This window comes from Desmonostoc muscorum LEGE 12446 (genome assembly GCF_015207005.2).
Lineage (GTDB): Bacteria > Cyanobacteriota > Cyanobacteriia > Cyanobacteriales > Nostocaceae > Nostoc > Nostoc muscorum.
Genome location: NZ_JADEXS020000001.1, coordinates 3533649 through 3556466, shown reverse-complemented (window position 1 = coordinate 3556466; position 22818 = coordinate 3533649). Strand labels below are relative to the sequence as shown.

Annotated in this window: 16 protein-coding genes; 6 read left to right on the top strand and 10 right to left on the bottom strand. The window is 41.9% G+C overall.

Annotated features, from left to right (window positions below):
* The first annotated feature begins 7 nt into the window (after positions 1 to 7).
* Positions 8 to 499 carry a GNAT family N-acetyltransferase gene (locus IQ276_RS15235; RefSeq protein WP_193915789.1) on the top strand — a complete coding sequence of 164 codons (492 nt, stop codon included), beginning with the start codon at positions 8 to 10 and terminating at the stop codon, positions 497 to 499.
* A 111-nt stretch (positions 500 to 610) separates the two neighbouring features.
* Here the strand turns inward: IQ276_RS15235 and IQ276_RS15230 are convergent, their stop codons facing one another.
* Both IQ276_RS15230 and IQ276_RS15225 read right to left on the bottom strand, forming a co-directional pair.
* Positions 611 to 895 (bottom strand): hypothetical protein, encoded by a 285-nt coding sequence (locus IQ276_RS15230; protein WP_235115691.1) that lies wholly within the window; start codon positions 893 to 895, stop codon positions 611 to 613.
* Between the two features lie 45 nt (positions 896 to 940).
* Positions 941 to 2854 (bottom strand): ArsA family ATPase, encoded by a 1914-nt coding sequence (locus IQ276_RS15225; protein ID WP_228043395.1) that lies wholly within the window; start codon positions 2852 to 2854, stop codon positions 941 to 943.
* 498 nt (positions 2855 to 3352) lie between these two features.
* Between IQ276_RS15225 and IQ276_RS15220 the strand changes: the two genes are divergently transcribed.
* Entirely contained in the window at positions 3353 to 6229 is a 2877-nt protein-coding gene (locus IQ276_RS15220; protein WP_235115690.1) for a WD40 repeat domain-containing protein, read from the top strand.
* Between the two features lie 169 nt (positions 6230 to 6398).
* Here IQ276_RS15220 and IQ276_RS15215 read toward each other — a convergent pair whose 3' ends face one another.
* Positions 6399 to 8594 (bottom strand): lytic transglycosylase domain-containing protein, encoded by a 2196-nt coding sequence (locus IQ276_RS15215; RefSeq protein WP_235115689.1) that lies wholly within the window; start codon positions 8592 to 8594, stop codon positions 6399 to 6401.
* 389 nt (positions 8595 to 8983) lie between these two features.
* On the opposite strand from IQ276_RS15215, the gene IQ276_RS15210 reads away from it, so the two are divergent.
* The gene (locus IQ276_RS15210) at positions 8984 to 9604 is read left to right on the top strand and encodes a Uma2 family endonuclease (protein ID WP_193921553.1); all 621 of its coding nucleotides are present in this window, start codon (positions 8984 to 8986) and stop codon (positions 9602 to 9604) included.
* A gap of 3 nt (positions 9605 to 9607) precedes the next feature.
* On the opposite strand, the gene IQ276_RS15205 is transcribed toward IQ276_RS15210, so the two are convergent.
* The 4 genes from IQ276_RS15205 to IQ276_RS15190 all read right to left on the bottom strand — a co-directional run bounded on the left by IQ276_RS15205 (position 9608) and on the right by IQ276_RS15190 (position 12503).
* Positions 9608 to 10867 (bottom strand): FAD-dependent hydroxylase, encoded by a 1260-nt coding sequence (locus tag IQ276_RS15205; RefSeq protein ID WP_193921545.1) that lies wholly within the window; start codon positions 10865 to 10867, stop codon positions 9608 to 9610.
* A gap of 29 nt (positions 10868 to 10896) precedes the next feature.
* Positions 10897 to 11070: a hypothetical protein gene (locus tag IQ276_RS15200; RefSeq protein ID WP_193921547.1), complete on the bottom strand. Its 174-nt coding sequence runs from the start codon at positions 11068 to 11070 to the stop codon at positions 10897 to 10899.
* A 402-nt stretch (positions 11071 to 11472) separates the two neighbouring features.
* Complete coding sequence (locus IQ276_RS15195) at positions 11473 to 11640, bottom strand: hypothetical protein (RefSeq protein WP_193921549.1); 168 nt, start codon at positions 11638 to 11640, stop codon at positions 11473 to 11475.
* A 104-nt stretch (positions 11641 to 11744) separates the two neighbouring features.
* A complete protein-coding gene (locus IQ276_RS15190; RefSeq protein ID WP_193921551.1) occupies positions 11745 to 12503 on the bottom strand; it encodes a YebC/PmpR family DNA-binding transcriptional regulator in 759 nt (252 codons plus the stop codon).
* Between the two features lie 214 nt (positions 12504 to 12717).
* Here IQ276_RS15190 and IQ276_RS15185 point away from each other — a divergent pair, with 214 nt between their 5' ends.
* A complete protein-coding gene (locus IQ276_RS15185; RefSeq protein ID WP_235115688.1) occupies positions 12718 to 14055 on the top strand; it encodes an ABC transporter substrate-binding protein in 1338 nt (445 codons plus the stop codon).
* 84 nt (positions 14056 to 14139) lie between these two features.
* Here the strand turns inward: IQ276_RS15185 and IQ276_RS15180 are convergent, their stop codons facing one another.
* A complete protein-coding gene (locus tag IQ276_RS15180; RefSeq protein ID WP_190878597.1) occupies positions 14140 to 14826 on the bottom strand; it encodes a potassium channel family protein in 687 nt (228 codons plus the stop codon).
* A 359-nt stretch (positions 14827 to 15185) separates the two neighbouring features.
* Here IQ276_RS15180 and IQ276_RS15175 point away from each other — a divergent pair, with 359 nt between their 5' ends.
* On the top strand, positions 15186 to 16325 hold the full coding sequence (locus IQ276_RS15175; RefSeq protein WP_228043177.1) for a serine hydrolase: 1140 nt from the start codon (positions 15186 to 15188) through the stop codon (positions 16323 to 16325).
* A gap of 174 nt (positions 16326 to 16499) precedes the next feature.
* On the opposite strand, the gene IQ276_RS15170 is transcribed toward IQ276_RS15175, so the two are convergent.
* Together IQ276_RS15170 and infC are read right to left on the bottom strand one after the other, a co-directional pair.
* Complete coding sequence (locus IQ276_RS15170) at positions 16500 to 19532, bottom strand: MFS transporter (RefSeq protein WP_193918543.1); 3033 nt, start codon at positions 19530 to 19532, stop codon at positions 16500 to 16502.
* A gap of 417 nt (positions 19533 to 19949) precedes the next feature.
* Positions 19950 to 20483 (bottom strand): translation initiation factor IF-3, encoded by a 534-nt coding sequence (gene infC / locus IQ276_RS15165; protein WP_073645052.1) that lies wholly within the window; start codon positions 20481 to 20483, stop codon positions 19950 to 19952.
* 540 nt (positions 20484 to 21023) lie between these two features.
* On the opposite strand from infC, the gene IQ276_RS15160 reads away from it, so the two are divergent.
* Positions 21024 to 22796, top strand: a complete 1773-nt coding sequence (locus IQ276_RS15160; protein ID WP_193918541.1) for a serine/threonine-protein kinase — start codon at positions 21024 to 21026, stop codon at positions 22794 to 22796.
* The last annotated feature ends 22 nt before the right edge of the window (positions 22797 to 22818 follow it).

Below are 22818 nucleotides of genomic sequence, written 5' to 3'. Positions count from 1 at the left end.
AACGAAAATGATCAATGCTCCTCAGCCTGTTACTAAAGACCATGATGTATCAGAGTTTGAATCCAAATCAGAAGCCTTGAATAGCTGGCTGAAGGAGAGAGCTTTGAAAAATGAGGGGGATACAGCCAGAACATTTGTAGTAACAGTTGAAAATAAAGTAATAGGCTATTACTGTTTAGCAACAGCTTCTGTAACTCATTTAGCAGCTGTTAGCAAAGTTAAACGGAACGCACCAGACCCTATACCGTGTATGCTTATTGGTAGGTTAGCTGTAGATACCAAATGGGAAGGACAAGGTATAGGGTCTGGCTTATTAAAAGATGCTATTAAACGGATTTTATCAGTCTCTCAAATAGCTGGTGTTAGATGTATTTTGGTTCACGCTAAAGATGAAGAAGCCAAAAAATTTTATTTAAAACGTGGGTTTCAAGCATCACCAATAGAACCATTAACGCTAATGATGACTTTAAAAGATATTCGAGCAAGCATTGTAGATTAACCTACCCTACTGATAATGGATTTGCCGTTAATTTAGTGCTATTCGGATTAGAGACTATTGACTAATGACTAAAAACAACCATTACTAGTTAACTTTATTTGTACCGACTTACTAGTATTCCAATGTTAAGGTTTTGAATTTTGGTGTATTGTCCTCCAAGTCAGTCTTTGCTTGCTGATGGGTCATGTCTCCTTCAGCAATTGGTTGACTATTTAAAATAGCAAGACGCTGCTGAATCTGATGTCGGCGTGCTTCGAGTTTCTCTAGTTCCTCCTCTAAACGCTCCTTCTCTAACATCATTTTGTAAGCATTTAAGTAAACTGTTGCTTGAGAACGTTGAGGAGGCATGGTGCTAAGTTTGGCTTGAATTTGTCTGCGGGTTGGAGTGCGATGCATAATAAATTCCTCTTTGGGTATGAAAGTATTTAGTCTAATTAGCCGTTAAAATAAACAGGCGGCGGCGGCTTTGATGCGTTCTAAAGGCTGAACTGAGCGAGGAAGCATTGGTAAGCGAACCATTGTCAAACCTGGAAAATTTGTCTCGCTGTCATCCCTGTTCGCACGATCGCAATTAATGGTTGCTGTAGAAGTAAAGCGGTTTAGAACAAGGTAATTCTGACTTACACCTATTTCTTGCAGAGATTTGAACAGGCGTTGTTGTTCGGCAAGTACACTAGTCTGGTTAAGTGTAACCCCAATGAACTCTACTTGTTGTGGGTCTTTTAGCACTTTTTGGGCTTTGACCACGCGCTGTCGCAAAGTTCGTAAACGCCCCATAAACTCTGTACGACCAAGGACATTCTGATACTTGATCCAAAGTTTGAAAATCCAAGCTAGCCAGTCTGCTAGTGCAGTTGGCATTTCTAGAAAACGCAGAAGATGACCTGTAGGAGCAGTGTCTAAAATAATCAAGTCTTCTTCTTGTTGCTCTAGCAATTCCATTACTGTTAACAGGGAAAGTATTTCATCAATCCCTGGTAAAGCTTGATCGACAATTTTGCGCCAGGCAACAGGAGCATAGGCCATTTCGATAGCTTCGCTTGTTTGGGTTTCGCCACTCATCATTTGCGCCAGTTCCCATAGGTAATCGGCTCTGAATTGATCGACAATACGATCGCCATCCACTTCCTGACCTCGAAGATTGGTAGTTATTTGATATGGTTCATGTCCTAAACTCAGACCAAAGGCATCACCCAAGGAGTGGGCTGGATCGATAGAAACCATGCGAATTTTGCGATCGGGATGTTGTTGAGCCATAGCCCAACCAATCGCAGCTGCTACTGTGGTCTTGCCTACTCCACCCTTACCGCCAATAAGTAACAGGCGACGACCTTCGGTCAGAAAATCTCCAAAGCTAGGAGGAATTTTTTCAGGCCATTGAATTGGGAGTGGATGAACAGGAGATAGCGGTTCAAGCTGAGGAATATGGATTTGGTTGATCAGATGGCTGAGGGCTACAATTCCCAAAGGTTCCTCATCTTGCTGTGGCACAATAAACATCGGCTTTCCGTTAGCAAGAGCCGTATACTGGCTGATGAGCGGTTGTTGTTCTTGGTAACGATCTGGGTCAGTCGCGCTGGCAAGGACTTGGTTAACAAACAAACCTCCGCAAGGAACCTGCATGGTTTGTAAGGCTTCTAGGAATCGTTTTGACTCTAACCAACTCATTGGTTCGGCGATCGCAACTAACAAACAAGCTGTATGAATGGGATCTTGAAGCAGACGACGACCTTGCGACAGTTCAGCTTTCAGGGTTTGCAAAAACTCGTCAGCGCGATCGGGTGTGTAACTTCCAGCAAAGGTCTTGCTAATATACCGATGCTTTTCTTGAAACAGTTCAAGAGAGTGGAGGAAAGTGTCTAAAAAATCCATCAATCCAAACAAGTTCAGAGTATGACCGCTAGGAGCCATATCTACTACTACTCGATCTACCTGCTGCTCCTTAAAAAGGCGTTGGATTTCTAACAAGCCCATCAACTCGTCCAGTCCAGGCCAATTTAAATCCCAAACTGGAAGCAAGTCTTCTCCTTCAACAAAACTACCGCGCTCCACTAGCAGTTCTAACACCTGACCATAACGTTCTTTAAACTCTTGTAGCAGACGCTTTGCATCTAACGCCCTTACTCGTAGATTTGGTAGTTCTGCTATGGGACGAGGAATGTCATCAACGCTAACTTGTAAGACATCTCCAAGAGAGTGAGCTGGATCGGTTGAGATTAAAAGAATTTGCTCGTTGGCAAATTTCTGCGCCCAACGACATGCAAAGGTGCAAGAGATTGTTGTTTTTCCGACTCCACCTTTGCCGCTAAACATAGCAAGGTGTAGGTTATCAAAAAGTTCCATCCCGTTTGTCATTTCCGGCGTTTTAGGATAAAGTTACTACATATTTTTGAAAATTACTTAAGTAATTTTGCTGAATAAAGCTGCCCCTACGAAAGATGTGGTTTTTGAATCAACCAATGCGTAATACCATTTCACGAAAACCTTGATACAGATAGATTTCTCGTAGGGGCACGGCAGTGCCATGCCCTTACTGACTTGTGTATACACGGTAGCCTTATAAAGGGGAGCCACTGCGTTGGGCGGCTCTGCCGACTTGTTCGCGCAGCGTCTCCGACAGGAGAAGCAAGTGGCGTGAGGGAACTGGATTTCTTGTTTCTCCCCAATACATCGGGGGGATTAAGGGGGGTAATTCGACTTGTGTGTACACCGTAGATCCTATAGGGCGGTGACAGGGAAAGCTTCACAAGAGAATGTGTAATTAATTTTGTTGAGTTACTTACAAAGATTAGCCGAGGAACTATAACTGAGGTAAAGATTTAGCCAGAGATGTCCAAAAGTAAGGAGATATAAATGGTTAACAGTTCTGAAGGCGATATAAATATTGGGTTTAATGTCCAAGGTATTTCTGAATACAACTTTTTTTCTGACAGTAAGTCTGAGGACTTTGATTGTCGTCTACTTAAAACAGACTCTCCCTACTTAGGACTAAAAACTTTTGAAATTAAAGATAAAGACAAATTTTTTGGTCGGGAGAAGTGGATTGGTAATCTGGGCGATCGCTTAAAACAAGATAATGTACTCTTGCTTTTAGGAGCATCAAACACTGGCAAATCATCATTGATTCGGGCAGGTTTAATTCCTTATTTGGGAAACAATAACAATTCATTAATGAATATAAGTTTTCACCCAGATGAAAATCCTTTTAAATCTCTTTATCAGTGTCTTGCTTCTACTTATGGGAAAAAATCACAAATAGCCGATATTGCTAGAGAAGGAAGACAAAATACTCTAATTAAAATTGTCACATTCCTCAAACAAGATTATCAGTGTATTCTGATTTTTATTGACCAATTTGAAGAACTGTTTACGAAAACTCAAAAGCCGGAACGCGATAAATTTTTTGCTAGTCTTTTTCAACTGTTCCAGCAGCAAGATAGCTCTATCAAAATTGTTTTAACAATGCGGTCTGATTTTTTAGATAAATTTAGTGAGTATCCCCAACTTGCGAAGATCCACGATCGCTATAGTCGTGTACTCACTAGAATGAGCGACGGAGAATTAAAGTTAGCGATCGCTGAACCTGCTGCCAGAAATGGCGTTACATTTGAACAAGGATTAGTTAAGCAAATTATTCATGATTTCCATCAACAAAATGATTATTTACCAGTTCTGGCATACACCTTAGATATGCTATGGGAAAGGGAAAATATTGCAAACCGGGTTCTGAAAACAAAGACTTATCAAGAACTAAAAGAGCAAACGTTTGGTTATTTAAGCGAACAAGCTAATGGATTTATTAATGCTAGTGTTGGATGGCACAATCGCCAGGAACAAGAGATTCAAAAGTTAAACCTTGCACTGACTGAATTAAAACTGCGTGAACAATCCGCTAGGGTTTTGAATTTACTTCCCGTCCAACCGCTAGAGGGTTTGGTGCTGGCAATTCAAACAATGGGTGAGAATCTAGAGAAATACCCAAACCAGCTTCTAGCTCCTGTTTTGGGAAGCTTAAAGGAAGCAATGAACACACCCACAGAGGCAAATAGCTTGCGCGGACACGAGCAAGAGGTTAATTGTGTAGCCTTTAGTCCTGATGGCAAGTTTATTGCCAGTGGCAGTAGTGATTCTACCGTGTGCTTGTGGAATATCATTGGCAATCCTACTGCTCAATTTTTGTTAGGGCACGAGCAAGAGGTTAATTGTCTAGCCTTTAACCCTGATGGCAAGTTTCTTGTTAGTGGCAGTATTGACGGAATTTTGTGTTTATGGGATCTACAAGGTAATCTCATTACTCAACCGTGGCAGGGACATGAGGAAGGAATTATTTCCGTCGCCTTTAGCTCAAATAGCGATGGCTGCGCCAACCCCTCTGGGGTACGCATTGTCAGTGTTGGTTTTGACGGAACAGTGTGTTTGTGGGATTTACAAGGTAACGCCATTACTCAACCTTGGCGCGGACATAAGGAAGGAGTGATTTCCGTCGCTTTTAGCCCAAATAGCGATGGCATTATCAGTGTTGGTTTTGACGGAACGGTGTGTTTGTGGGATTTACAAGGTAACACCATCGCTCAACCCTGGCACAAACATGAGGCGAAAATTATTTGCGCCGCCTTTAGCCCCGATCGCAAGTTGATTGTCAGTGGTAGTAGTGATTCTACAGTACGGTTGTGGGACATCCAAGGTAATCCCATCGGTCAACCTTGGCACGGGCATGAAGGACATGTAAATTGTGTAGCGTTTAGCCCTGATGGCAAGTTTATTATTAGTGGTGGCTGCGATCGCACAATACGCTTGTGGAATATCAATGGCAACCCCGTAACTCAACCTTGGCGCGGACATGAAGGACAGGTTAATTCCCTAGCCTTTAGCCCTGATGGCAAGCTGATTGTCAGTGGTGGCGATCGCACTGTGCGTTTGTGGGAGCTACATCAAATACTACAAGATCGGGTCATCGGGCGATCGCAGCGCAAATATGAGAATTGGGTCAATTCTGTTGCCTTTAGCCCTGATGGTCAGTGGATTATCAGTGCCAGCAATGATTCGACAATCCGCTTGTGGGATAGAAAGGGCAACCCCATTGGTCAACCTTGGCACGGACATGACAAAGAAGTCAATTCTGTCGCCTTTAGCCCCGATGGTCAGTGGATTATCAGTGCCAGCAATGATTCGACAATCCGCTTGTGGGATAGAAAGGGCAACCCCATTGGTCAACCTTGGCACGGACATGAAAAAGAAGTTAATTCTGTCGCCTTTAGCCCTGATGGTCAGTGGATTGTCAGTGCCAGCAATGATTCGACAGTGCGCTTGTGGGATAGAAACGGCAACCCCATTGGTCAACCTTGGCGCGGACATGAGTATTGGGTAAATTCCGCAGCTTTTAGCCCTGATGGTAAACTGATTGTCAGTGGTAGTCTTGATGGAACAGTCCGCTTGTGGCAATGTGGGTGGCAAGAATGGTTGCAAGTTTGCTGCAACAGGTTACATTATCATCCGGTCTTTCAAAATCCTGAAAATGGCAGTGATGTAGAAATTGCCCACCAAACTTGTCAAAAATATGTATGGAATCCACAATGCCCTAAACAGTTGAATAACCAAGGTGCAGCAAAACTAAAAGAGAAAGCTTTTTCGGCAGCTTTGGAGGACTTTAAGCAAGCGGTTCAAGTTAATTTCACATCACACTGGAAACATCGCCTTGCTTGGCAATCAGTACCCACAGACAACCAATAACTCGGCCTACGGTTCAACCCGTCAAACTCACGTCACGTTAATTTAAAGTGAACACGGCTTAATCTCAATGGAAGTCTTCGAGTATTGAGTATGGGGAGTGAGGAGTTAGGAGTTAAGAGTTATTCTCCCCCTGCTTCCCCTGCCTCCCCTGCCCCCCTGCTCTCTTCCTTTACTGTGTCGGCAGCTTTGGATGTGTAGTCGAGTACTTTGCAACGATGCTAGAAATCTCAGGGTTGTAAAGTCTCAGATAATTCCAGTAATTGCCAAATACTTGACGTACATAATTTTTGGTTTCATCAAAGGGAATGTCTTCGACAAACTCATCTGGATCTTGTGTAGTGTAAGTTTGCAGCCATTTGGAGACATTGCCAGGGCCAGCATTGTAACTGGCGATCGCTAGCAAGGAATTATTGTTATATTGCTGATGGGTATGATCTAAATACCATGTACCCAGCATGATGTTCTCATTGGGATTTTCTAGGTTTATTGTTTTGCTATCCAATTTGATTTGTGGGGCAATCCATTTAGCTGTACTCGGTAATACTTGCATTAAGCCAGTAGCATCCGCAACAGATTTAATTTTTGGTTGAAACCTGGATTCTTGACGAATTAAGGCAGTGACTAACAAAGGATTGAGTTGACGCTCAGTAGACCACTTTTGAATCTCTCGGAGATAGGGAAATGGATAACGAGCTTGCCAATAAGAGATTTGTTTGCTCAGAGTTTGATATTGGGCAAGTTCAGCTGGTATTTCCCGGTCTTCCAATTTAGAAATTTTATCAATTCCGATGAGATTTTCTCCCCTTACCATCTGCATCAACCCTTCAGTAAATTGCTCTGCGACCGTTGGCTGAATTTTGTTCTGAAATTCTGTTTGCCATTGTAACCAAGCATCACGGTCTTGACCCAACAGATACAATTCTTTGAAAGTCTCTGAACCCGCAGGAGGTAATGAGCGCTGGGGTGCGACGACTTCCGGGTTCATTGAGCGCACGTTGTCAAAGTTGCCGACATTCAACCCCAACATCGTCCCCGATCGCCATGCATAGTAAGAGTAAGGAAACTGGCTAACCACATATTCATAAGCAGTTTGAGATTCCTGCTGTTTTCCTAGTGAAGCTGCCCATTTACCTACCCAAAATCCTGCTCTCGGAGCCAAAATACTGTTAGGGTTGTTGGTAACAATTGGTTCTGCCCATTGCCATGCACCAACGTAATCTTTGGCGTTGGCTTTTTCTTGGGCGATTTTCCAGCGATACTCTGCTGCTTCGTCAGAATTGCCGTACTTGCCTAAAAGTAATTGCCACGCCGAACTAGCTGACTTTTGATCCTTGAGTGCTTGGAAAGTTTTGGCTTTTTGTACCAGTGCAGTACCAGCTTGATCGGGGAACTTACTAATTACCTGGTCGAGATACGGTAAGCCCTCTTTGGGAGTTTTTGCTGTTTCCGCTAATCGCAGCAGTGCAGTTCCAGTTTCTTTAGCTTGTGGAAATTGCTGCACCACTTGTTTATAAGTGGCGATCGCTTTTTCTCTATCTTTGCCCCCTACCTGTAATCCCCGTGCCGTGCGGTAGAGGTTGCGGGCTGTTTTCGGTGCTTTGGCATAAGCATTCCCGGCTTTGAGAAATTGATTATTTTCCCAATAGGCTGTACCAATGAGTTCCCAGTCTTCGGGTTTCAGGTTCGGCTGTTTGACTAACTGATCCAAAACCCCCACTATGCCTGGTTGGTCATAGGCATATTTTGCCAAAATCAACTGTAATTTTGGCTGATTGGGATTTTCTTGTAAGCGTTTGCGGATAATTTCCCAAGTCAAAGGATTAGAAGGAAATTGAGCGATCGCGGTTTCCTGTTGCTTTGGTTGGGCAATTAGGTATAGGGCTTTGACTGCGGCTGCTTCTTTGGGATACACTTTCAGAACTTTTTGCCGCAGATCCGAGGCTTTGCCGTCCTCGCCCAGCATATCTTCTGCCTGGGCAAGTTTTAGCAAAATATAGGGCGCGAGAATGGGATAGTCTTTCTCTAGTCCTTGGAGTAAAACCAGGGCTTTTTGGGCTTGGGTTCTTTCAATGTAATCACTCGCCAAAAGATAACGAGCGCGATTGCGGTCAACAGAAGCGGACTGTTCGGCGATCGCAGCTAGTTTTGCCGCCCGTTCTGGCAGAGATTGTGATATCAGTGGAAAGACCGCTGATTGGGCAATGCTAGCCTCAGATGTTTGCTCTACTTGGTTATTACCCAATTTGAGCCATTGTCCCAGAGATTTGCCAATCTCAGGCGCTGATACCATTGCCCCAGCTGAAAAGGCAAACAGTGCCGCAGCCGCAATTATCGAAATTTGCTTTTTTTGTAGTTTCTTCAGCATGAATACCCGCTGAAAAGTTCCGATGAATTTCTTGAAACTCTAGCACTCCTAACCATCAGTGTTACCAATTTTTAATTTGAGATTTTTAATTTTATGTAGAAAAATACTAATTTTCAATCTTAAGGTTGACAGTACTGGGTGTCTAGCATACATTAAACGGTATTACATCTATCATCATGATAAATGTAACAATTTTTATACTATCCCAAGAATAATTGAATAACGAGCAAAGATGATCCTTAAATTATGTGAGACACCACAGATTAAGTGCGATCGCTCGATCTTGTAAGATGAGGTTCAATTATACACATTTACCTGTGGTGGAAAAGCAGTCCGCAGTTCTCTACATTAGAGATAATATTTATATCATCAGTAATTCTCTATCATTTATGACTCAAGCCATACCCAAGTTAGTAACCTTTGAGGAATTTGTCGATTGGTTACCCGAAACTCGGCGAGTACGCTACGAACTACATAACGGAGATATTGTTGAGATAGCGCAACCAGTAGGGGAACACGAAGGAGTAAAGGGTTTTTTAGCAAGAAAAGTAACAGTTGAGTTTGACCGATTAGACCTCCCCTACTTGATACCCAATCAAGTTATCGTTAGACCTCCTGAAAAAGATTCTGGTTACTTTCCAGATGTGTTGGTGGTAAACAGTGCAAATCTGGCAAACGAAAAATTATGGCAAAAACAATCTATTGTTAGTTTGGCTGCATCAATACCTTTGGTAATTGAGGTTGTATCAACCAACTGGCGGGACGATTACTACTTAAAATTCGCTGATTATGAAGAGATGGGTATCCCTGAATACTGGATTGTCGATTATGCAGCTTTGGGTGGACGTAATTTTATCGGTAACCCCAAGCAATCGACAATCACTGTTTGTAACTTAGTTGATGGCGAATATCAGATAAGTAAGTTTCGAGATAGCGATCGCATTGTCTCCCAAACTTTTCCTGAATTGAATCTCACCCCAAACCAAATTTTTCAAGCTGCTGTAGTCTAGCGTTTATCGTTTTGCCAATTCTGGAGTCCGTCCCTTCAAACCGATCATCAACTTCAGCATAAATACTTTTAACATCGGTACTCGTTGCAATAACCATAAACCCAGACGACGAACTAACACCACTGGTAAGAAATTATTAGAAAACATCCGATCTAACAAGTCGGTGAAACCTAAAATCGTCAGATTTTCCAGTTTGCGCCAGCGTTCATAACGTTTGAGAATGTGAATCTCGCCAATATCTTTACCCGCCTTGTGGGCTGCTTGTATTACTTGTGCCAAAGCAGCGGCATCTCGAATGCCCAAATTTAAACCTTGTCCGCCCACAGGATGACAGTTGTGTGCAGCGTCACCAATTAATGCTAGTCGGGGAAGAACATAGCGATCGCTTTGCATGAGTTGTACCTGAAAAATAAAGCGATCGCCTAGTAGTTCCAATTTACCCATGTGATCGCCATAGCGACGGGTTAATTCTCTTAAAAATTGCTCATCATCTAACGCACATAAAGCTTTTGCTTCTTCGTGAGGGGCTGTCCACACAATCCGGCAACGGTTCCCCGGTAAAGGTAAAATCGCAAAAGGTCCGCTAGACCAAAATCTTTCGTAAGCAGTATTGTTGTGGGGTTTTTCAGGTTTTACAAATGCAACGATGCAAGACTGCCAATATTTCCAGCCAGAGGTTTTGATACCAGCAGCTTGACGAATCGGCGATCGCGATCCATCTGCGGCTACAAGTAATTTACTCTTGAGAGTTCGTAACTCACCAGCAACTTTAATATCTATAGTTACAGCGTCCCGTTGGTACTGGGTGTTTACCACCTCAGCCGGACACAGATAAGTCACATTTGGACAATCTTGGACAAACTCCTGTAACGGCTGCAACAGTGCTTGGTGTTCCGCCACATAACCCAACTCTGGCGTACCTATATCATCTGTGGCAAATTCCACCACACCGGGATAATCACCATCAGAAAGACGAACCCGGCAATATTTGGCGATTTGAGGCAACATTTTGTCCCAAATTCCAATTCCTTGGTAAATTAACGACGAAAGCATGTGAACTGCATAGGCTTGACCCTTGGCTACCGCCGCAGATGCCACTTTTGCCTCAATTAGCAGCACACTCAAACCAGAATCTTTTAAGGCGGAGGCTAGAGTTAACCCAACAATTCCACCGCCAACAATTACCAAATCATATTCGTATCCCCGCTTATCTGATGGTGTTTGGGGAGAGTCAAGAGTTTGATTAAGCTTTGCTAGCGCCATTGTGAAGATAAATTACAGCATCTTAATTCTTATTTTGACGCGATCGCGGCTTTTTGAGCAAGTTCAGACGAACGAACATTGAAAAAACTCGCTGCTGACTTCCACAAAAGATTACGAAACTGAAACAGACTTTTGATCCCAGGTACATAACGACCTGAATCGCCTTGCCAGCAAGCATCAAAAACTTTATTACGTAAAAACACGCAATTAATTAACAAAAATGATAAAATAAAACACTAACTTTATATTATTTTAACCGTAATTTAACGATAAAAGTTTAGGACTTACGCAAAAACTCTCTGAAACTCTTATTTCTTTGTGTCCTTTGCGTCCTTTGCGGTTCGTTTTTTCATGATTTTGCGTAAGTCCTAAAGTTAATTTACTATTATTTGGTATCAAATCTATAGTAGAACCATTTTTGAGTATTGTATTGTATCCATACTTAATGATTCGTGAACAGAAAGATCCTCGACTTTTTAGAAAATTCAAGTCGGGGATCTTAGCTTTTAGATTGCAGCAGGGTCAAATAATGGAATTGTTTGGGAAGTAAAACGAAGACTTAACTTGAATGCAGAAATACTACAAATTATTGCAGTTCATGGTCACTATTTATGAACTCTATGATGCTTGTGGTGTTTGTAATATTTATGATGAACTTTGGCAGCTTTTATGTTGGTATGGTGGATAGTTCCAGCTTGAACAGCAGGTACAGAAATAGCTACAGGGGCAGCAAATATTAAAGCCAAAACTAAAGCCTTAGCGAAGTTATTCACTTGAAATTCCTCATCAATTAATCAACAGTTCAACTATCCAATACCTATATGTCACGAGGTTGTAATTGATGTGAATCTTTCATGTCTCTTTTAACAGATGTTTATTAAGAAATGCTGAGAGTCATCAATTCTTCTGCCACTTCAAAGTTAGCTGTGACATTTTGAACATCATCTAAGCCTTCTAGAGTGTCAATTAATTTAAAAAGCGATCGCGCCTGTTCAGGTTCGGTAACTTCTACACTATTACTGGGAACCCAGCGCAATTCAGCATCAATCACCTTAAAGCCTTTATCCTTAAGCGTCTGGCTGAGGGTTTCTAAATTTCCGATCTCAGTAAATACCTCAGACACCTCATCTTCAGTCATTTCATAAGACTGGGCACCACCTTCTAGGGATGCTTCTAAAAGCTGTTCTTCATCAACCACACCCTGGAGGATACAAACGCCTTTTTGGTCAAACATCCAGCTAACGCAACCTGTTTCACCCAGGTTACCGCCGTTTTTACTAAAAGCTGCACGCAAATCAGCAGCCGTGCGATTGCGATTATCTGTCAGGGCTTCAATCAAAATTGCTACACCACCCGGCCCGTAACCTTCGTAGCGAATAGCTTCAAAATTGGCACTATCTGCACCAAAAGTGCCTGCACCTTTAGCGATCGCCCGTTCAATATTATCATTAGGGATACTTGCTGCTTTTGCCTTGTCGATCGCTGTGCGAAGTTGAAAATTCAGCGCTGGATCTGGTACACCACTTCTAGCTGCAACAATAATTGCTCTCGATAACTGAGTGAAGGTTTTTCCCTTTTTTGCATCTACTACCGCCTTCTGGCGCTTAATATTTGCCCATTTACTGTGTCCTGCCATAATCTGAATTTATCAAAACTCTACTCAAAGATTAGGATATAGCTAACTTTCGCTCAGATGCAAAGGTGAATTTGTTAGAAGGGAGTGGGGAGTGGGGAGTGGGGAGATGAGGGGGATGAGGGGGATGAGGGGGATGAGGGAGTGAGGGATAAGAATTAATAACCAATGCCCAATGACCAATAACCAATGACCAATAACCAATGACTAATGACCAATGACTAATGACAAACACCATACCAAGCGAAAAAGAAAGAAACTCTCAGACTACTTGAGAAACTTCCTGCTGATATTATTGGTGGGCATAATAGCTTTAGCTGGATGTCAAGCTATTCTACCTGGTGTTAAACAAAATAATGTAATTCATTTAACCCTGTGGCAAGGGGTAAATCCGCCGCCAAATCGAGATGTGCTGCAAAAGCTGGTAGACAAATTCAATCAATCTCACCCTGATATTCAAGTAGAGTCGCTTTATGTCGGACAGCAGGATCAGCAAACGCCCAAGATTTTGGCAGCAGTGGTAGGAAATGCACCTCCTGATTTGCTGTGGTACAATCCGACGATCGCCGGTCAATTGGTGGAACTTGGGGCGCTTTTACCTTTGGATGAAATGCTAGAAAAATCTCCAATTAAAGCCGAAATTGACCCCACTTTGTATGCATCAATGAAATACAACGGTCAGATTTGGTCTGTGCCGTTTGCTACAAATAATGTTGGTATTTTTTATCGCCCAAGTTTGTTTAAGACAGCGGGAATTACTGAATTACCCCGCACTTGGGAGGAGTTTGGCGAAGTTGCCAAAAAATTGACTCGTGATACCAATGGCGATGGGCGAACAGATCAATATGGCATGTTTCTGCCTTTGGGAAAAGGAGAATTTACAGTGTTCACTTGGCTACCGTTTATGTGGAGTAGCGGTGGCGAGTTGGTGAGTGGTGATTCACAGAATGCGGCAGCTGTAGATTTGAAAGACAATCAAGGAGCGATCGCAGCTTTGCAATTCTGGCGTGATTTAATTACCGAAGGTTCTGCTATTTTATCTGGCCCGGAACGTGGTTATGAGACAGATGACTTGCTAAGTGGTAAAGTCGCAATGCAATTAAATGGCCCTTGGAATCTGGGGCAATTTCAAACCACTGGCGTCGATTTTGATGTTTTTCCCATTCCTGTTGGTGAAAAACCTGCTACTGTGATTGGTGGTGAGAATCTCTTCTTTTTCAAAACCACACCAGAACGCGAAAAAGCAGCTTTTAAGTTTGTCGAGTATACTTTGAGTGAAGAATTTCAGACAGAATTAGCTCTCTCAACTGGCTATTTACCAGTGAATTTGAAGTCTCGTGAAAATCCAAGATATCAGGAATTTGTGAATAAAATTCCCCAAGTGAAAGTATTTTTAGACCAAGCAAAATATGGGCGATCGCGTCCAATTTTTCCTGGTTACAATCGAATTTCAGACAGCTTAGGACGAGCAATTGAATCTGTATTGTTGGGGAAATATTCACCAACCAAAGCACTCCAAGAAACCCAGCAGCGTTTAGATTTGATTTTTAAATAATCAAGCCTAAAATTGAGCTAATTACGAATTACGAATTACGAATTACGAATTACGAATTACGAATTACGAATTACGAATTACGAATTACGAATTAGTATTACAGCCTTCTATAAAATCAATAACTTGGTGTAAACATCCTGGCTTAGTCACAATCAGCACAGTTGAATCAGGTTCCAGTACTGTACTGCCATTAGGAATCATCAAATTTTCGTGGGGATGAGGTTGATAGCCAATAATTAGCGAACCAGTAGGAAACCGGGAATCCTGAGCAATTTCAGCAACACTACGACCAACAACATAACAATTATTTGGGATAGAAAGTTTTAGCACCTCAATCTGTCCCTGCTCAAAATGCATCATCGATTCTACTTGCGGATACTCGATGGCATTTACCATTGTTGAAACCGCTAGCTCAACAGTACTGATAATATGGTTTGCTCCAGCCAGACGCAGCGGTTGGGCAAAATCGGGGTGGCGCATCCGACTTAAAATATGAGTAACACCATAATGTTTAGCAAGAGTCACCATTGCCAAGTTTAAGGCATCACTGCGTAGGACAGCAGCCAAGGAGCCGGCTTTGCGAATCCCAGCTTCTAACAATACTTCTGTACTCACAGCACTTCCTTCAAAAGCCATTGCTCCCACTTGTTCACGGGCATAGCGACAAGCGGTAGGATCAATATCAATAACGGCAACAGTATGTCCCAGTTCTACCAGTTTCTGCGCTAAACTTAGCCCCACTAAGCCTGCTCCACCAATTAATACGTACATGAATATTCCTTGCTATTTGAGTTCCTACTTCACTTTCTAGGCTAACAAGGATCTATTGTAGAGACGCCGATTTATCGCGTCTCTTGCCTTAACCGACGCGTATTACCAGAAGTCGGGGATCTTGTTTCTGGCAAATAATATCGCCATACAACGTAAATTTTTGTTGATCTACACTTTTCATTCCGCTGTTTTTTAAATTTAAACACATAAAATTTCTTATATTAGGAGGTAGGTAAAAATTTTCAATGCGTCAATATTACCTCAATTTTATTATATCAACTAGTTTCCTAACAATAAACTTCACGTTTTCTCACGTCGCATTAGCGCATGTTAAACCTGAACTACAATCTTTAACTCAGATGCTAACCCAAACTGAATCTATTTCTCCCAAAGCAGTTTTAGAAAGATTATTTACTAGTCAAAAAATAGAGAGTGAATGGTTGACACCGGATTTTCTGGCTCAAGTTCCCATTGAAAATCTGCGACAAATAATTGACGAACTCAAAAATAAATTAGGAACCTATGAAAGCGTACAAAATAATTTACAAGATTATTTAGTTATTTTTAGTCAAGGTTCAGTGCCAACTAAAATAGTTCTAAATAGCAAAGGACAAATTTCCGGGTTGTTCTTTGAGCAACCACAAATCAAATTTATGAGTTTAGAAGAAGCCACTAATAAATTTCAAGAATTACCTGGTAAAGTCAGTTTTCTAGTTCAGGAAGGCAAAACAATACAAGCTGCATTAAATACCAAAATGCCCCTGGCAGTTGGTTCGGCCTTCAAACTAGCTGTACTCAAAGCACTCAAATCAGAAATTGCCTCTGGGAAGCGGACGTGGAAAGATGTAGTACAACTGCAACCTAATTGGAAAAGTTTGCCATCTGGAGTATTACAAACATGGCCAGACGGAACATATCTAACATTGCAAACACTAGCAGCTTTCATGATTTCTATCAGCGACAATACAGCCACAGATATATTAATTAACCTGATTGGACGAGAATCTATTGAGTTACTATCACTGCGTAATCGTCCTTTTTTAACTACCCGTGAATTCTTTCTTTTGAAAAGTTCTCAAAATGAAAACTTTCTCCAGCGTTATCGCACAAGTAACGAAGCTGAACGTCGCGCAATCCTGAAAGAACTCTCTAAAAAACCACTTCCTGATGCGAGTGAATTTGGGGGAGGAAATCCAGTTGCTCTGGATATAGAATGGTTTTTTACAGCTGAGGAACTTTGTGGATTAATAGAACAGGTTGCTGATTTGCCTCTGCTGACTATTAATCCTGGTGTTGCTAAGGCTCAAGATTGGCAGCGAATAGCATTTAAAGGTGGTTCTGAAACTGGTGTTTTCAATATGACAACTTGGTTGCAAGGAAAGAATGGCAAAAATTACTGTGTGGTTGCTACTTGGAATAACAGCGATGCAGCTGTAGAAGAGTCAAAATTTATGGCATTGTACAGTGGGGTGCTTGCTAAACTTGCAGATAATAAATGAATTTTTCATTAGTCATTAGTCATTTGTTAATTAACAATAACCAATGAGCATTCAAAAAAAGCACTAAAAGCAGAGGTCGAGTTGAGATGGCTATAAAATAGTGCTACATCTTTAGAAATGCTTACTGTGTGTACTTTGTGTTGTACTACTTTTGGTAGGTTTAATATCTACTAATTAGATTTTCTGCTTGTCGATTCCTTGGGAATTGTGATTTTTGAATTTGTATTTTTCCAGCAACTCCTTAACTTGAGCCGCTACCAGAGGATGTGGATCGTTTTGTAATTGGGGTAGGATTTGAAAGAGGACGCGCTGTGAAACCATATTCAAGTATGCGATCGCTGCTTCTCGAACAAAGCCAGTTGGATGGCGTAAACTGGCTAAAATCTCAGAACTTGTGAGTCGGATACGAGCAACTTGAGCAAAATGAAAACAGCAAGCCAAACACCAGTCAGAGAGCAAGTTACCCAATAGCAGCAATCTGTGGAGGCGATCGCTAACTAACATATTTTCATATTCTACAATTTTTGCTTCTACTAGATGTTGTAATTTTTCTGGTTCTGTTCGCCGATCTAAAATATTCAGCAATAGGGACTTGCAAGACAAAGTGATGGTATGTTCTAAGATTTCTAACCCCCGCGCTAAGTTTACCACCGAGAGCGATCGCAAATTAAATGCTGCTGCTTGCATCTTTTCTGGCGAGTAAAGCAGTCTCAGTAGCAGTAACAACCGTTCTTTGACATCCAATTCTAATTCTAGGAGGGAGCGTTGCAGTAACTCCGAGACAATCAAAATCCTCTCACTTGATTGATAATCTTCTTGTTTGTCTAGCGTTTGAAAGTCTATATAAGCAGCGTAAATTTCACCTAAAAACCGTAATTCCTGCTCGATTAATTTTTCTACTCGACTTTCATAAAACCGATCCCCTAAACCTGTAATTCCCGGTTGTTTGTGTATTTTGAGTAAGCTGTGAAGAATATGATCCCTGGTAGTACCCCAACAGGTTTCTAAGTTTTCCCATAAAGCCTCCATTGCTTCCTGGGTAGCAATGGAAGCAATGGTGCGCCAAGCGTACATCCGCACTACTTCTGGCTTGTAAATATTCGTAGCCAACTGCAACAGCATTTCTAGGGCTTCGTTTTCCAGTCGCATTAGGGCTAACATTGCTGTGCTGCGGGTTGACTTGTAGTAAAGTGCGGCAATCAGGGCACAGTAGTACTCCTCTAAATGGGTTGCTGCGATCATTTCCAATACCGCACAGCGCACCCGTAACGATTCATCTTGTAACAAATTCGGAATGTGAATTCGTAACGCCTGTAAATAAACTGCTTCTCTGAGGGCTTTGACTCCATTTATCCGTTCCCGTTCTTGCTTATGAGTCAACATCCGGCGCATGGTTTTAGTGGCTGCTAGCTTTTGCATGGGCGTTCCTTGGCGTAAGACTAAAGCAGCGGCAGTGGCGCGGATGAGTGAGTTTTGCCGGGGGTTTAGGTATTCTTCGAGGAGACTTAAATTGGGATTTGGTTCAGCTAGCCAAATGTAGCGCAGCGCTAGGGCAAAAACTTCGGGGTTAGTTTCTTGGGGTTGTTCTAACAAAGGACGGATAGCGGCTACATAAACCGGATTTGCACCTCCCATCAGCATCACTTCCAAACTCTGGCACTGCAAATCTGGGGTTAACTTGACTAATAAAGGTGCTAAAACTTCCGCAGCTCCTTGGGAATCAATTTGGGCTAAAAGTTCAATGCAAGAGCGTTTATCTGCCTCGTTGCCTTTCTCAGCTAATGCTTTGACTACGCCCTGCTTGAAGAATTTTAGACCGACATTTGTTGCACTCAGTTGACCCCGTGCCACACTTAGAACTAACAAGTCAACATAGCGCGATCGCAATTGGCAAACTACTTTTAAACACGTTCCAGCTATCAGCATTGTTTCTGCCACTAACACCCACTTTTGCAGCGGCTCAGGTACAAAGTGCCCAGAGAATAATAAAGTGACAAAAATTACCAATCCCGTCAACCCTGTGGCGATCGCTTCTGCTGTTCCGCCAGATAAAGTCTGCATCTGGCTGCGAATTGCCTCTGGAATCGGTTGATACAGTATGGGACCGCTACTCATCACAAATGTGTAGCGCAGAAGTTCATCACAGAATTTGACAATTACTAGACCCCAGAAAAAACTTTGGGATTGCGTGGCTGGAATTAAATGCAAAAATACCAGCACTCCTGGGAGTAAAAAGCCGACGGCGATCGGTAAAAGTGTGGCAGTGAAAAATACTCCCATTCGTTCAATGAGTCGGCTAGAAATAAACCACTGAATCAACAATTCACACAATCCCAACATCCCACCAAATAAACCCAAGAAACTAGCGAGTTCTCGGTCGTCTAAACTCGATTGGAGTTCGCGCAAATACTGAAAATCTATTAATAATCCAATGACCTGCAACAGACCGACAAAGGCAAATAAATGCCAAACATAGCGCTTCAAAGGACTTTTGAGAAAACGCTGTCGTGAAGCTTGTTCTCCACGAATTGTGATTTGTGGAGTTTCCGGAAAAGCTGCTCGATATTGATGAGTTAAATAAAATAAAATCGCCGATCCCAATAAAATCACCACACAAGCGATGAGGATCACCTTATTCAGTCTCGCGTGTTCCACCAACCAAGGCAAACTAAAACCGCTGATCACATCTGCTACTAATAGACCACTACTGACCAGTGGATAAGTGCGCTTAATCTCTCGAATATTAAATAGTTGGTTGGCAACAATGGAGGTGTTAAGGTCATTGACCACATAAAGTGCATCTACCCACAGCCGCAGCAGAAACACCGAAATCACGGCTAGGTAGGAAACATTGGTTCCCCAACGTAACAAAACTAACAAAACTAATGGCGTCACCATGCAAGGTGCGATCGCCACAATCACCTGACGTAAAGGAAAAATCTTTTGCAGCCAAGAATATAAAAAAACCAGTCCTGTACTCATTACAGCACTGGCAACATACATCCAAGGTAGTAGATTAGTCTCATATTCGCCCAAAAACAGTGCTACTGTACTGTCCTCTGCCCACCGTAATCCTACAGATACAATTGTGTAAAATACGAACATCATTTGAGTCCGTTCGCTCTCCTCCGGTCGGAGATTCACCCACTGTAGCAATCGTGGTAAAGCAACTCTATTTACAGCCAACCAGTGATTTTTCAGTTCCATGCAGTTTTAGTTTCTGGTAGTATCACCGCGTAATGGAGAAGAGGACACCGGAGCGTAAGAGGACGCGGGGATGGGGAGACGCGGTGAATAATTTCTCCGTGTCTCCGTGTCCCCGTGTCTCGCTGTCCTCTTTCCTTCATCCCCCCATCCCCTACACATCACAAAAGTCCTGAGCAACTGAGTATTATCTTTCCCACTCAGCCTTCAGGACTATCGATTTGAGATAAATTTATACGAGCTGATACTATTGACAAAAATATTTGCAATATACGAATGAATCGCCTGTGGCGGCATACAGTTGTACACCCCTACCTATGTATCTCTATAAGGTGTGTAATATTGCTACAGCTAAAATGAAAAAATCCCTTAGCTTCTAGCCAAGGGATTTTTAAATTTGTCTATTGAAAAATTAGAAGATTATTTTTTGGGTGAGATAAGCATCATCATATTTCGCCCTTCTTTTTTAGGCGCTTGCTGAACCTCACCAAACGGCTCTAAGTCCGTTGCCATACGTTTGAGCAATTCTTCTGCGAGGTCACTGTGTTGAATTTCTCGACCCCGAAACATCACGGTAGCTTTGACTTTATCACCATCTTTCAAAAAGCGCTCTGCTTGCTTGACACGCACGTTGTAGTCGTGTTCTTCTATTTTGTAGCGCATCTTAACTTCTTTGACATCAGCCGTGTGCTGCTTTTTACGGGCTTCCCGCGCCTTTTTTTCCTGCTCAAACTTGTATTTCCCGTAGTCCATAATCCGACAAACTGGCGGGTCAGCTTTGTCACTGAGTAGCACTAAATCTAATTCTTTCTCTTCTGCTAGTTGTAGTGCTTCCTGTGGGGGCATAATTCCCAATTGGCCGCCATCAGTGTCAATTACCCGAATTTTCGGGAAGCGAATTCGTTCGTTAATTTGGGGCAGATCGCGAGTTCTTTTTTTCTCAATCACAGGCATTATGATTTGTGGGAGCTCTTAATGAAGGATTTGGTATGGTTTTGACTGGTATGCCTTTGAGGCAAAATACGTGAAATAAGTTAGGACTGAAAACATAAGTTTACAGTTCTAGGGTAACTAATTCATGAAGTAGTTGCGTCGTTGTATTTGTCATTCTACTCATTGTCAGAGAATTTCTGTGCAATAGTTAATCTAAATTACACATCTTTGCCAAATGTTAAGTATTGTAAAATTTATTTGTCAATACTTGAGAACGTCAGATTGAGCAGATAATCTCCACAATAGCAAGATTACAAATACAAAGTATCTAACAAATTAGAATGTAACACATTATCTTACATGTAGTAATGCTAGTAATATTTATTATCAAAAAATATTGTCAAATTTACTTACATAAATCGAGTAGCTATATTTGAGAAGTTTACAACGAGGCAGATGCAGCAGTAGGGGCACAGTATTGCTCAGTTGTGTCATTTTTAGCCTTGGCGATGTTTTTTTCGGGAGGGTCAGATTGCCCGCGCTGTAACTGGCAGGAAAATTTTGCTTTTACGGGGACGTTATCGTTTAGTTAAACGAATTGGTAAAGGGGGATTCTGCAAAACCTTCCTCGCTGTAGATGAAGGTCTGTTTCCTCAAACTCCTTGCGTGGTTCAAGAATTATCGGCAGAAGGCGAAACATCTAAAAGTTTTGAGCAAAAGGCGCAGCGGCTAGAGGAATTAGGAAAGCATCCCCAAATTCCGGCTTTATTGAGTTATTTCCAGCAAGAACAGCACTTTTATTTAGTGCAGGAGTTTATTGCAGGTAGAAATTTAGCTCAGGCGGTTGAAGAGGAGGGTGCTTTTAATGAAACTCAGGTTTGGCATATTTTAGAGGATTTATTACCAGTTTTGCAGTTTATTAGCGATCGCCACATCATCCACCGTAATATTAAACCCGAAAATATTATCTGTAGAACCCCCCCTTACCCCAAAGGTGAACCAAATCTAGTTATAGTTGATTTTAGCGCTGCAAAAATTGTCACAGAAATTGATTGGCTAACAGTTGAAAACAGTATTGGTAGTCCAGAATATGCTGCACCAGAGCAAACAAAAGGAAAAGCTGTTTTTGCTAGTGATCTTTACAGTCTCGGTGTTACTTGCATTTATCTACTTACCCAAATTTCTCCCTTTGATTTATTTGATATTTCCAACAATTGCTGGGTTTGGCGAGATTATCTAACTACTAAGGCAGGCGATATCTGGCAACAAGACACGAAACATTTACGGTTGACGAAAATCCTTGACAAGTTACTACAAAATGTTGCTAGCCAACGGTTTCAATCAGCTGATGAGGTCATGCAAGCAATGGGTATGGAATCTAAACCCCAGCATTTGAAATTACCAAATCTTTTGTGGCACTGCTCATCTACTTTGACTGAATATTCTCCTGTGTTGAGCAGTGTAAATGGTCTTGCATTCTGCCCTGAAGGTAAGATTTTAGCTAGTGCTAATGATGATAAAAACATTAAATTATGGGATTTAAATACTAAAAAAGTTATAGCTAGCTTATCCGAACATCGCCAAGCTGTAAAATCAGTTGCTTTCAGTCCTGATGGCAAAATTTTGGCAAGTGCTAGTGATGATAAAACTATCAAATTGTGGGACATTAATACATTCAAAGAAATTTCCACTTTATTGGGACATTCCCACGCTGTGAAATCAGTAACTTTCAGTCCAGATGGACAGATTCTTGCTAGTGGTAGCTGGGATAAGACAGTCAAACTCTGGAATGTAAATACTGGCGACCAAATTTGCACCTTAACTGGACATAAATTACAGGTAAATTCAGTAGCATTTAGTCCCCAAGGGCAAATTATAGCCAGCGCTAGTTATGACAGAACAATTCGCTTGTGGCAGATAAGTTCCCAAAAAGAATTTAAAAACTGCCCATGCTATACCTTGTCAGGCATCCTTTCGGGTCATGCATGGGCAGTTTTAACAGTTGCTTTTAGTCCCGATGGAAAAGTCCTGGCGACGGGTAGCGATGATAAAACTATTAAATTGTGGGAAGTGAACACTGGTCAGCTAATTAGTACACTTTCAGGCCATTCCTGGTCTGTGGTAAGTGTAGCTTTCACTGCCGATGGCAAAACCCTGATTAGCGCAAGTTGGGACAAGACAGTTAAACTCTGGAAAGTGAGTACAGCAGAAGAGATTGTGACTCTCTGTGGTCACACAGACTCAGTATCTGCCATTGCTGTGAGTCAAGTTGCACGACTGATTGCAAGTGGCAGCAAGGACAAGACTATTAAACTCTGGCAGCTTGTAGAATAGCACGAGAGTTAATTTTTGAATA

Bases quoted from the DNA above. Each gene is read 5' to 3' on its own strand.
- IQ276_RS15190 (WP_193921551.1), bottom strand. From the start codon at position 12,503: ATGGCAGGACACAGTAAATGGGCAAATATTAAGCGCCAGAAGGCGGTA.
- infC (WP_073645052.1), bottom strand. From the start codon at position 20,483: ATGCCTGTGATTGAGAAAAAAAGAACTCGCGATCTGCCCCAAATTAAC.
- IQ276_RS15205 (WP_193921545.1), bottom strand. From the start codon at position 10,867: ATGGCGCTAGCAAAGCTTAATCAAACTCTTGACTCTCCCCAAACACCA.
- IQ276_RS15225 (WP_228043395.1), bottom strand. From the start codon at position 2,854: ATGACAAACGGGATGGAACTTTTTGATAACCTACACCTTGCTATGTTT.
- IQ276_RS15215 (WP_235115689.1), bottom strand. From the start codon at position 8,594: ATGCTGAAGAAACTACAAAAAAAGCAAATTTCGATAATTGCGGCTGCG.
- IQ276_RS15230 (WP_235115691.1), bottom strand. From the start codon at position 895: ATGCATCGCACTCCAACCCGCAGACAAATTCAAGCCAAACTTAGCACC.
- IQ276_RS15175 (WP_228043177.1), top strand. From the start codon at position 15,186: ATGCTAACCCAAACTGAATCTATTTCTCCCAAAGCAGTTTTAGAAAGA.
- IQ276_RS15185 (WP_235115688.1), top strand. From the start codon at position 12,718: ATGACTAATGACAAACACCATACCAAGCGAAAAAGAAAGAAACTCTCA.
- IQ276_RS15180 (WP_190878597.1), bottom strand. From the start codon at position 14,826: ATGTACGTATTAATTGGTGGAGCAGGCTTAGTGGGGCTAAGTTTAGCG.
- IQ276_RS15235 (WP_193915789.1), top strand. From the start codon at position 8: ATGATCAATGCTCCTCAGCCTGTTACTAAAGACCATGATGTATCAGAG.
- IQ276_RS15210 (WP_193921553.1), top strand. From the start codon at position 8,984: ATGACTCAAGCCATACCCAAGTTAGTAACCTTTGAGGAATTTGTCGAT.
- IQ276_RS15220 (WP_235115690.1), top strand. From the start codon at position 3,353: ATGGTTAACAGTTCTGAAGGCGATATAAATATTGGGTTTAATGTCCAA.
- IQ276_RS15170 (WP_193918543.1), bottom strand. From the start codon at position 19,532: ATGGAACTGAAAAATCACTGGTTGGCTGTAAATAGAGTTGCTTTACCA.